The sequence below is a fragment of the Phaeobacter sp. JH20_02 genome (assembly GCF_048056915.1).
GTDB lineage: Bacteria > Pseudomonadota > Alphaproteobacteria > Rhodobacterales > Rhodobacteraceae > Phaeobacter > Phaeobacter bryozoorum.
The window spans coordinates 1,123,579-1,134,778 of sequence record NZ_JAYMVP010000022.1 but is presented as its reverse complement, the minus strand read 5'-3'; the positions used below and the strand labels follow the sequence as shown (position 1 = coordinate 1,134,778).

Genomic DNA, 11,200 nt, shown 5'->3' with positions numbered 1-11,200 from the left:
TGCTGGACAGACAGTTTATTTGTCGGTTTGGCGTCTGCGTCGGCCACTATCTGTTTTCGGTGCCCTTGGAAGTCGTCGAATGTGGAGCCTCAATACAAGGTTCTCCCCGGAGCAAAAGGACTATTATCGCTTTTCTTTGGAGAAATTCACTGAGAAAGTAGGAGATGATTTCTCTTATAGATATAAGCTAACTGCAGCATTTGCAGAACTTTATGCCAATGGATGGGATCCGCTTGAGGACCACATTCATACGACGGGGAAGGTTGGTATAACCTACCGATCTGTAGCTCATCGCGGGTTTCAGCAGAATGTTGCGCTAAGTAGAGAAATCTATCTGGATTATTACGAACCCATACAGTGCGTTGAGCTTTCCATTACTGATCAAATTTCTAAAAATCCCGCCGGTTTTCGCCTTACAGGGCTAGCGGATATCGTTCCAGGATATACGGGTTTTGCGCTGCATTGGAAGGACGCAATACGCTCTGATGAATGCATCCAAGCGCTGTCGCTAATTGTCAGCGTTATCGATCATCACGATGGGCCGTTAGACGATTGAATTGCAGCGCTCGGCTCGCTTTGTGCTGACGGCTGATCGACTTGGAGATCTGACCTACGCACGGCCAGTTCTCAAACCTGTCTGGGGAAGCGCGGGCGTGGCTGCACCTCTGAAAGCTCTGACAGTTTTGGTATCCCGTTACGCTGGTCGATTACGAGGGCTGATCAAAACTGTGCGTGGAGGCATCATTCCTACCAAAATACAATCGAGTCCGCGATTTCATCTGTAGTGAATGAGCCCAGAATGACAATTATCTCGATGGAGTCTGCGTTGTTAACGCGCAGCGGATCGTCAAAGTCAAACACCACTCGATCATCTTGGAAACTCGCAAATCTGTCCACCAATTGCTCAGGCGAAAGAGGCTGGAAATTCCAAAGTTCCAAATTTAGGGATAGCCTGTCGAAATTCGCGTCGAAGTCGCGAATGACGTCACGTCCGAAGTCATTGAAGAAGATGAAGTTGTCTGATCCGCTCCCTCCCCAGAATTGATCGTTTCCATCATGCCGCCCAGCATCAGTGCTTTTTCCGGTCCAGAAGGAGTCGTCTCCGCGACCGCCGCGCTGAGTGTCGTTACCTATTCCGCCACGAAAAACATCGTCGCCCCGTCCCCCGATGAGCAGGTCGTGCCCTTTGCCGCCGCTCAGTTGATCGTTGCCATAGCCGCCTTCTAGTCGATCTCTACCGCTTCCGCCGCGCAGGTTGTCATCTCCTGAGCCACCGTAGAGCCGGTCGTTCCCCCCATATCCGAAGAGGGAATCGGCCTCTCGTTTTCCTATGAACACATCCTGCAGCTGACCACCGTGAAGGATGTCGCGCCCGACCGTTCCAGTGATTGAGTATTTTTCAAATCCGTCGACATCAAAAAACGCGCTGTGCAGCGTGGTGTTTTGGAATGTGACTGCAACCGAAGTGTCTGTTTGTGCGTGAAATTGTACTGTTCCAGGGGTGAATCCGAGATAGTCACTATGGTAGTCTAAAATTAACCAGTCAACTCCGGGACCACCTGTAAGATCCTCCAATAGGTATCCTGCGTTCGTTCTAGTTACCGTCACCGGCATTTGAAGTCCCCCCAAGATTACTGAAACTGAGATCACAGTATTGACGGTCGTAGCTTCTGTCACTTTTTATCTAACTAGTGGCAGTGCGAGAAAAACTCACCAAATGGCTCGATCAGTTCCGGCCCATCGTCATCGCGCCCAAAGGGGGCAACTTTATGCGCTCTCATTCGGTCGTTCCAGGCTAGCCCTAGTTTCTGTGCTTCGTCGGCCTCTGGGGCCGCTGAGAGCCAAGGGTCGATCTGATCATCCGCAAGGATCACCGGGGAGCGTGCGTGTATCTCGCTGATCTGGGGCAACGCCGATCGCGTCAGAATAGTGCACGTGTGCAGGTCATCTCTCGGGCGCGAATAGAGCCCGGCAAAGAACAGGGCAGGGGCGTTGCTATCGGTCGTGATCCACCAGGGTTGTTTATTGCCCTTTGGTCCGGTCCATTCGTAGTAGCCTGCTGCCGGGATGATGCATCGCTGTGAACGCCACGCATTGCGGAAACTCGGCAGACTGGCCGCTGTCTCGATCTTCGCGTTGAAGGTGGTGCGCTTCCAGTCCTTTACATCACCGCGATGCCAGCTAGGCACGAACCACCAGCGGGCCGTCGTACTGAACAGCTGCTCTCCATTCAGATAAGCGATATCCACCAGCTGAGTAGGCTTGACATTCCAACTCGCAGATAGCTCAACAGCATTAGGATCGCGCACCGGTATAGGCGGGCCGAGAAAGCGGCGCTCCAACTCATATAGCTGTCGCCATGTAAGGTCTGGCCTGCCCAATCTTCCACACATGAAGTTTGTACCTCTAGCCTACCGGGTGCTGTGAGACACGATAGACCGATACTTGAATTTTGCAATTTGTTCCCGTAATGTTCCTCACGGCTAATGGAGGCGTTGAGGTGCCGCACGTAATGCATATGTGGTGTGTCTGCGGCCATGTCGGGACAATAGAGGTGTCTTATAGGGCTGATCCTGCCCCTGTTTGTGCCCGCGTGCGATGTACAGTTTGCGGGCGCCTGGGGCAGATTGAAGACATACGCATTGGCTGGACTGATGATGCGTCTTGGGAGCGGAGAAAGCGCAACAAAGGCAATGGGCTGAGCGAGGGTCCGACTAGCGATTCCAATAGGCCAAAATATGTGAAATAGCCTAGTTTCTGTTACTAGTAACAAAAACCGCAAATCTCATGACATTCTAAGTGATTGATTTTATGGCGCACCTGAGAGGATTCGAACCTCTGGCCTCTGCCTTCGGAGGGCAGCGCTCTATCCAGCTGAGCTACAGGTGCCTATATGCGTCGTATAGCTGCCGCGCGGTGGCTCTGCAATGGCAAAAAACATGGGAACCATAATTCAATTCAGGCGTTTGTGATCTGTATGATTATGCAGAGTATGGACATTGGACAGACTATGGTGCGCGCGGGAAACTCGCTGAATTCAGACGTCAGAGCACAGCAAAAAACCCATGTTGTCGGGCAACATGGGCTTGCAAAGGCTCGGGACACGAGAACAGGCGGGGCAGGCTATTTAGCCGTTCCAGCTGCGGACAACACCGCAGTCCATATGAACGAAATTCGAGCCGCTGTATTTGCCAACGCCACCGGCACGGCAGGCCATTGCGGCTTTCGCCATCTGCGATACGGAGCGCGAGGAGAGCCGCAGGTCAGCGGCCTGACCCCGCATGTGAAGCGAGTTCTTCGCAACCCCGCGCGAGCGGCTGCGCAGCATCGCGTTGGTTTTCGGGCTGCGGTAGCCCGACAGCATCATATAGGGTTCATTCACATCAAGAAGATTGTGGGAGGCGGCCATGATGTCGATCGTACGCAGGTCGATTTCCTTGACCTGATCGTTGCGCCAGTCGCGCATGAAGTGGTTCACTTCCTTGATCGCATCCTTGATGTATTTGCCGTCGATCCAATACACCATGTCGATCCGCTCACCGGTGCGGCCTGAGTACATCCGGATCCGCCGGATATCACCTGCGCCGCGCAGGAAGCCCGCTGCATTGGAGAAGGTCGGAGCGGCGACCATGGTTGTTGCCGCGAACGCACCCAATAGAGCACGACGGGAGAAACCCGATTTTTCAGTTTTAGCCATTGTCACTGCGCTGTCCCGTACGCCTGATGTCTCTGCCTGTGCCCGATGTTACGGACAGGGTGTGGTCCTGTTTCCACGCGAGAACTGTATTGCACATACAGAATCGCGCGCCAAGTTTTGAATGTTGCAGCTCGACATGAACTGTGATTTTCGGCAATTTTTTGCGCAAAAGGGAAATAAATGGTTAATTTCCCCTCAATGTGTCGTGGCGATCACGGCCCGAGTGGCGGTAATTGAGACCGATAGGACGCAGGTGCCTGTTGCCTGTTTGCGCTGTTTAAAATGTGAATGGACAGCGGGGGCTGGCGTTCACCAGTATTTCATGTAGGCAACTGCAGACTGTGAAAAGCAATTCATTTGAGGACCGTACCCATATGTCGCCTGTGTTGATGACCCGTGCCATTTCGACCGTTGGCCCGACGCTGAAGGCGGGAGTTTTTGCACTTGCACTGGGCGGGGCTGCCCTTGCCATGCCCTCCGGTGCCAGGGCAGAGGTGACGGCGTTCAAACAGGCGGTTGCCGAAGCGGCCTCAGCGAGCGACCCGGTTGCCGCGTTTTACCGCGAAACGGGCTATGCTGCGATCTGGACCGGCAGCGATGATGCCGCGCGCATCCGGCGCGCAGCTCTGTTTCGCGCCCTGCAGGAGGCCCCGGTTCACGGGCTTCCGGATCGCAGCGCCGAAATAGATGCGCTGATGGAGCTGCTGAGCCAGGTTCGGACCACCCGTGACCTCGGTCGTGCCGAAGTCGCGATGAGCCGCGCGCTGGTGGGCTATGCCAGCGACCTGCAAACAGGTCTGCTTGAACCGCGCCGGATCGACGACGGTATCGTCCGCGAGAAACACCAACCGGATTTCGCCGCCTATCTGATCGGGATCCGTGATCAGTCTCCTGTGGCCTATCTGCGCAGCCTGGCGCCGCAAAGCGCCCAGTATCAGGCGCTGCTGCGTGAGAAGATGCGACTGGAAAAGCTGCAGGCGGCCGGCGGCTGGGGCCCACGGGTTGCGGCACAGAAACTGGAACGTGGCGACAATGGCCCGGCGGTGATTGCCCTGCGCAATCGTCTTATTGCGATGGGGTATCTGCCACGCAGCGCAGCGCGCAGCTACGATGGCGCGCTGGAGCAGGCCGTGCAGGCGTTCCAATCCGATCACGGGCTGACCGCCGATGGGGTCGCCGGTGGCGGGACAATCGCGGAAATCAACAAACCGGTTTCGGACCGGCTCAAATCCGTTCTGGTAGCGATGGAGCGCGAACGCTGGCTGACCCCGGATCGCGGCAACCGTCATATTCTGGTCAATCAGACCGATTTCACCGCAAAGATCATCGACAATGGCGAAGTGACCTTTGTGACCCGCTCTGTCATCGGCAAGGACAATGCCGACCGACGCTCGCCGGAATTCTCTGACGAGATGGAGCATATGGTGATCAATCCCAGCTGGTACGTGCCCCGGTCCATCGTGACCAAGGAATATCTGCCCAAGCTGCGCAGCAACCCCAACGCGGTGAGCCATATCGAAATCACCGACAGCCGGGGCCGCAAGGTGAATCGCGCAACCGCTGATTTCTCCAAATATACCGCGCGCACCTTCCCCTTTGCCATGCGCCAGCCACCCAGCAGCAAGAACGCGCTGGGGCTGGTGAAGTTCATGTTCCCGAACAAATACAATATCTATCTGCATGACACACCGCAGAAGAGCCTGTTCCAGCGTGAGGTCCGCGCCTTCTCGCATGGCTGCATCCGGCTCGCGCAACCATTTGAATTCGCTTACGCTTTGCTGGCTCGCCAGACTGAAAACCCAAAGGATTTCTTTCACCGTATTCTGAACAGCGGCAAGGAGACCAAGGTGGTCCTTGATCAGAAGGTTCCGGTGCATATCATCTATCGGACCGCCTTTGTGTCCTCAAAAGGGCAGCCCGAATACCGTCGCGACATCTACGGTCGTGACGCCAAGGTATGGGCCGCGTTGGAACGGGCAGGGGTGGTGTTGCCGGGCGTACAAGGGTAATCCTCGGGCCCAAAGGCAACAGACCGGAAGGGCCCGACATGTTTACAGTCCGCGAAATCGCCGCCTCTCTTCAGGCAGAGGCCGCAGGAGATCTGGAACTGGTGGTGCAGCGCGCCGCTGAACCGCAGGATGCAGGCCCCGATGATCTGGCCATGGCCATGGCTCCGAAATACGCCGAAACCCTGAACGAAGGCAGCGCCCGCGTCGGATTGGTCTGGGAGGGCGCCGACTGGCAGGCGATGGGGCTGAAGGCCGCCATCTTTGCCCCGCGCCCGCGCCTCGCGATGGGCGGTGTGACCCGGCTGCTGGACCGGGGACAGGGATTTGGCGATGGAATTCACCCCAGCGCTGTGATCGACCCCTCCGCAGAACTGGGCGAGAGTGTCTCCGTCGGCCCTCTGGCGGTGATCGCCGCGGGTGCGCGGATCGGCACAGGGTCAGTGATTGGCCCGCAGTGCTACATCGGGGCGGATGTCACCATCGGCACCGAGGCCCAGCTGCGCGAAGCTGTCAGCATTGGCGCCCGTGCCATCATCGGTGATCGCTTTCGCGCCCAGCCCGGCGCACGGATTGGCGGCGACGGGTTTTCCTATGTGACACCGGAGGTCTCCGGCGTGGAGACCGCGCGCAAAACCATGGGCGATCAAGGCGATAGCAAGGCGCAGAGCTGGCTGCGGATCCATTCGCTCGGCGCAGTCGAGATTGGCGATGACGTCGAACTCGGCACCAATTGCACCATTGATAATGGCACCATCCGCAACACCGTGATCGGCAGCGGCAGTAAGCTCGATAACCTCGTTCATATTGGCCATAACACCCGTGTCGGCCGGGACTGTCTGCTTTGTGGTCAGACCGGAATTTCAGGCTCCGTCGATATTGGCAACAACGTGGTTCTGGGCGGTCAGACCGGGGTTGCCGACAATATCTTTATCGGTGACGGGGTGATTGCCGGGGGCGGAACCAAGATCCTGTCAAACGTTCCCGCAGGCCGTGTGGTGATGGGCTATCCCGCTGTCAAAATGGAGACACATACCGAGATGTATAAGGGGCAGCGGCGTCTTGGCCGTCTGATGCGCGACATCGAGGCGCTGAAGAAGGCGGTTTTCAAATAACGGCGCACCACTTACATGACGCAAAATACCACTGATCAGGGATCCCTCATGAGCACGCAGGACAAGGTCATCGCCATCATCGCCGAACAGGCTGTGCTGGAACCATCGGATGTGACACTCGACAGCACATTGGAAGACCTCGGTATCGATAGCCTTGGCCTTGTCGAGAGTATCTTTGCCATTGAGGAAGAGTTCGACATCACCATCCCCTTCAACGCAAATGAACCGGACAAGAGCGATTTCGACATCTCCAATGTCGCTGCGATCATCGTCGGCATTGATAAGCTGATCGCCGAAAAATAACGATGTTCAGCGGGGTTGGAGGCACAAGATGAACCGGGTTGTCATCACTGGCATGGGGACAATCAATGCCCTTGGCCATACGGTGGCCGACACGCTGGCCTCAATGGCCGAAGGTCGCTGTGGCATCGGAGAACTCGATTTTCGCGACGTTGACCGCCTGTCGATCCGCATCGGCGGACAGGTGCGCGGGTTTGAGGCCGAGGGCCGGTTCAACCGGCAACAGATGAGCCTTTATGATCGTTTCACCCAATTCACGCTGACCGCCGCAAAAGAGGCGATTGAGCAGTCGGGGCTGGAGTTTCACGGCGAGCTGTCGCAGAAATCCGGCGTGGTGCTTGGGACGGCCGGCGGCGGGGTCTCGACCTGGGACGACAATTATCGCTCGGTTTACGAGGACGGCAAAAACCGGGTCCACCCCTTTGTCGTGCCCAAGCTTATGAACAATGCCGCAGCCAGCCATGTCTCGATGGAACATAATCTGAAGGGGCCGAGCTTTACCGTCTCGACAGCCTGCGCCTCTTCAAATCATGCCATGGCCCAGGCGTTTCAGATGGTCCGCTCCGGGATGGCGCCGGTGATGATCACCGGTGGATCTGAATCGATGCTCTGCTTTGGCGGGGTCAAAGCCTGGGAAGGACTGCGGGTCATGTCACGGGATGCCTGCCGCCCGTTCAGCGCCAACCGCAACGGCATGGTGCAGGGCGAGGGGGCCGGGATCTTCGTTTTTGAAAACTATGATCACGCCCGCGCCCGCGGCGCCGATATCATCTGCGAGGTCATTGGCTTTGCCATGTCCTCGGATGCGGCAGATATCGTCATGCCCAGCAAACAGGGCGCCGCGCGCGCCATTGCCGGCGCGCTGCAGGACGCAAAGGTCAACCCCGAGGACGTCGGCTACGTCAACGCCCATGGCACCGGAACCGCCGCCAACGACAAAACGGAATGCGCGGCCGTGGCGGATGTCTTTGGGCCCCATGCGGATAATCTGATGATGTCCTCGACCAAATCCATGCACGGCCATCTGATCGGCGGCACCGGAGCGGTCGAACTGCTGGCCTGCATCATGGCGCTGCGTGACGGTATCGTTGCGCCAACCATCGGTTATGAGGAACCTGATCCGGAATGCGCGCTGGACGTGGTTCCGAATGAGGCACGGCAGGCCAATGTGACCGTCGCCCTCAGCAATGCCTTTGCCTTTGGCGGGCTGAACGCGGTGCTTGCTCTGCGCAAGATCTGAGCGATCGCCAGCCGCAGAGCCGAAAAAAACCGCCGCATCCTGATCCAGGGTGCGGCGGTGATCGTTTTCTGGACAGCGGCTTTCTGTTTGCCGCACCGGATGTTTATTGCTTCACAACGTCCACGACATTGTAACCGGCGGTAAATCCGCTGAGCGACAGCTCCATATTGATCACCTGATCCGGCGCTGGTGCGGGCCGCAGGCTCAGCGTGGCGATCTTGCCCTTTTTGAACGCGGCGATATCGGTCTCGGTCAGCCCGATCTGGGCGACGCAGCCCATTGGGCTACAGAAGGAATAATTATACCGCTTGCCGGGGGCGCCATCGATGGAAATGGTCAGCGCGGCCGGCAGCAAGGTTTCAAGCGGCACAATCACCGTCGCACCGGCGACAGCCTGGCTGCCTTCCTGATCAATCCGGAACAGCGAAAACTCCGCCATCGGATTGCCGCTGTCGTCGGACATGATCTGCAACAGCGAACAGGGATCGGTTTCTTCGTCGGTCTTGACGCAGGCCAGATCCCAATCGCCATGGGTTTCTTTGGAATAGCGCTGCCCCAGCTTGGGGCCATCCTGTACGGGCTGGCCAAGATCCAGAACCTCGTCGGCTTTTGGTGCCTCCGTGGCTGTGGCATCTGCGGCGGGCTGGCTCTCTTCGGTCTCGGCCGCCCCGGCGGTCTCCTGCGCCATCAGCGGCAGCGGCAGCGCCATCAGCGCGGCCAGGGTCATCGGGGTCAGGGACTTGATCATGATTGCCTCATCTATCCTGTGGTGTCGGATTCGATGTAGCATGGCCGAACCCCGGTGTCAGGCCAATAACCATGTTTGCCCGCTTCACTGGCGGGGAATTGACCGGATCGCGCGTCACGACTGGAAGCACTTGGAACAAAACAAAAAAGGGAGCATAACTGCCCCCTTCTTCGTATTTTTTCTCCCCGTCGGACTGGCCGACTTAGTTATTGGGAGGACGTTACGAAAGGGTCGGCCATCGGTCAACATGGAAAGAGAAAAAAATGTCGCAGTTGGTGGAATAATTGACGCCTACGCCCATAGCGCGCGCAATATGCACAAAACACCTGCCCGCAAGGCGCAGCTGATCGCCACGGGCCGGCCGCGAGCGCAAAAAAAAGGCCGTGCCCGAAGCACGGCCCAGTCTGACAGGGAGGAAATGTCCGCCGACACAACCGCATGATGGTCGACGGGCAATTATCACTCTCGCATTCAAAGGTTAATTTTGTATTTTCATTTGAGACCGATCGCATTTTTCGCGGGATCACAACAGTCAGGGGCAGATCATGCAGGACAAACTCTTTATCGGCGGCGGTGGCGAAGCCTATGCCGATCCACAGGCGCTGGCGCTGAAATATGCCAATCGTCACGGGTTGATCGCCGGAGCAACCGGCACGGGCAAGACGGTCACGCTACAGATCCTCGCCGAGAGTTTCTCCAATGCCGGCGTGCCGGTAATCCTGTCGGATGTGAAGGGCGATCTGTCCGGCCTGGCGAAATCCGGCAGCGCCGACCATAAGCTACATGATGCCTTTACCAGCCGGGCGACCAAGATCGGCTTTGATGACTACCGCTACCATGCCTGCCCGGTCACCTTCTGGGATCTCTACGGTGAGCAGGGGCATCCGGTCAGGACGACCGTGGCCGAGATGGGGCCATTGCTGCTGGCGCGGCTGTTGGAACTGAGCGAGGCACAGGAGGGCATCCTGAACATCGCGTTCCGTCTCGCGGATGAGGAAGGTCTGGCGCTGCTGGACCTGAAGGATCTACAGGCGCTGCTGGTCTGGGTGGGTGAAAACCGCGCGCAGCTATCGCTGCGCTACGGCAATGTCTCCACAGCCTCAATCGGGGCAATCCAGCGGCGGCTGCTGGTGCTGGAGAACCAGGGCGGGGCGCAGCTCTTTGGCGAGCCGGCCCTGGCGCTGAGCGACCTGATGCGCGGCACCGCTGACGGGCGTGGCATGGTCAATATCCTCGCCGCTGACAAACTGATGGCGGCGCCGGGACTATATGCAACATTCCTGCTCTGGCTGCTGAGCGAGCTGTTCGAGGAGCTGCCAGAGGTTGGCGATCCTGAAAAGCCCCGGCTGGTGTTTTTCTTCGACGAGGCGCATCTGCTGTTTGATGATGCCCCCAAGGCGCTCATCGACAAGGTGGAACAGGTGGCGCGCCTGATCCGCTCCAAGGGGGTGGGGATCTATTTCATCACGCAGAACCCCGCAGATGTGCCGGAGGACATTCTCGGCCAGCTTGGCAATCGCATCCAGCACGCGCTGCGGGCATTTACCGCGCGCGACCGGAAAAACCTTCGCATGGCGGCCGAAACCTACCGTGAGAATCCACGGTTCTCAACCGAGGAGGCGATCCGCGAGGTCGGCGTCGGTGAGGCGGTCACCTCGATGTTGCAGAAAAAAGGTGTCCCCGGCGTTGTTGAGCGCACGCTGATCCGCCCGCCCAGTTCTCAACTCGGCCCGATCACCGCTGAGGACCGCAGGGCAATCTTGCAGAGCTCGGACATGGCCGGGAAATATGACCAGACCACGGACCGGCGGTCCGCCTATGAAATCCTGGCGGAACGCGCCGCAAAAGCCGCCGCCGAGGCTGAGGCCGCAGAAGATTACGCCGAGGCGGCACCCGAACCGATGGCACGCGAATATAACGCCGGGCGGCGCTATTCTGGCAGCCGGGTCAGCCGGTCCTCCGCGCGGCGGGTAAAACCACGCGACAGTTTTGCCTCAGCCATGTCCGAGGCGGTCATCAAGGAATTGAAAGGAACCACAGGTCGAAGGCTTGTGCGGGGCATCCTCGGCGGTCTGTTCAAGGGGCGGTGAGCCG

Annotated in this window: 10 protein-coding genes and 1 tRNA gene; 6 read left to right on the top strand and 5 right to left on the bottom strand. The window is 58.0% G+C overall.

What is annotated here, in order from left to right; all coding sequences use genetic code 11:
• Positions 1–556 (top strand): hypothetical protein (locus VWY34_RS12190; protein WP_416544382.1); only part of this gene is annotated, 556 nt, incomplete at its 5' end.
• Between the two features lie 191 nt (positions 557–747).
• Here the strand turns inward: VWY34_RS12190 and VWY34_RS12185 are convergent.
• The 4 genes from VWY34_RS12185 to VWY34_RS12170 form a co-directional block, all read right to left on the bottom strand.
• A complete protein-coding gene (locus VWY34_RS12185) occupies positions 748–1,575 on the bottom strand; it encodes a calcium-binding protein (protein WP_416544381.1) in 828 nt (275 codons plus the stop codon).
• A gap of 113 nt (positions 1,576–1,688) precedes the next feature.
• Positions 1,689–2,393 (bottom strand): SOS response-associated peptidase, encoded by a 705-nt coding sequence (locus VWY34_RS12180; RefSeq protein ID WP_416544380.1) that lies wholly within the window; start codon positions 2,391–2,393, stop codon positions 1,689–1,691.
• A 419-nt stretch (positions 2,394–2,812) separates the two neighbouring features.
• Positions 2,813–2,889, bottom strand: a tRNA-Arg gene (locus VWY34_RS12175).
• Between the two features lie 238 nt (positions 2,890–3,127).
• Positions 3,128–3,697, bottom strand: coding sequence for a YcbK family protein (locus VWY34_RS12170; protein ID WP_340545596.1), 570 nt, complete (start codon positions 3,695–3,697; stop codon positions 3,128–3,130).
• 389 nt (positions 3,698–4,086) lie between these two features.
• Between VWY34_RS12170 and VWY34_RS12165 the strand changes: the two genes are divergently transcribed.
• From VWY34_RS12165 to VWY34_RS12150, 4 genes are read left to right on the top strand one after another with little or no spacing between them, the layout of a single operon-like run.
• Entirely contained in the window at positions 4,087–5,706 is a 1,620-nt protein-coding gene (locus VWY34_RS12165; RefSeq protein WP_416544379.1) for a L,D-transpeptidase family protein, read from the top strand.
• A 38-nt stretch (positions 5,707–5,744) separates the two neighbouring features.
• Positions 5,745–6,818, top strand: coding sequence for a UDP-3-O-(3-hydroxymyristoyl)glucosamine N-acyltransferase (gene lpxD / locus VWY34_RS12160; protein ID WP_416544378.1), 1,074 nt, complete (start codon positions 5,745–5,747; stop codon positions 6,816–6,818).
• Between the two features lie 48 nt (positions 6,819–6,866).
• The gene (locus VWY34_RS12155) at positions 6,867–7,121 is read left to right on the top strand and encodes an acyl carrier protein (protein WP_340545593.1); all 255 of its coding nucleotides are present in this window, start codon (positions 6,867–6,869) and stop codon (positions 7,119–7,121) included.
• Positions 7,122–7,149: 28 nt separating this feature from the next.
• Positions 7,150–8,358, top strand: coding sequence for a beta-ketoacyl-[acyl-carrier-protein] synthase family protein (locus VWY34_RS12150; RefSeq protein ID WP_340545592.1), 1,209 nt, complete (start codon positions 7,150–7,152; stop codon positions 8,356–8,358).
• Positions 8,359–8,461: 103 nt separating this feature from the next.
• Here the strand turns inward: VWY34_RS12150 and VWY34_RS12145 are convergent, their stop codons facing one another.
• Positions 8,462–9,106 (bottom strand): invasion associated locus B family protein, encoded by a 645-nt coding sequence (locus VWY34_RS12145; RefSeq protein WP_416544377.1) that lies wholly within the window; start codon positions 9,104–9,106, stop codon positions 8,462–8,464.
• A 545-nt stretch (positions 9,107–9,651) separates the two neighbouring features.
• Between VWY34_RS12145 and VWY34_RS12140 the strand changes: the two genes are divergently transcribed.
• On the top strand, positions 9,652–11,196 hold the full coding sequence (locus tag VWY34_RS12140; protein ID WP_416534926.1) for a helicase HerA-like domain-containing protein: 1,545 nt from the start codon (positions 9,652–9,654) through the stop codon (positions 11,194–11,196).
• Positions 11,197–11,200: the final 4 nt, after the last annotated feature.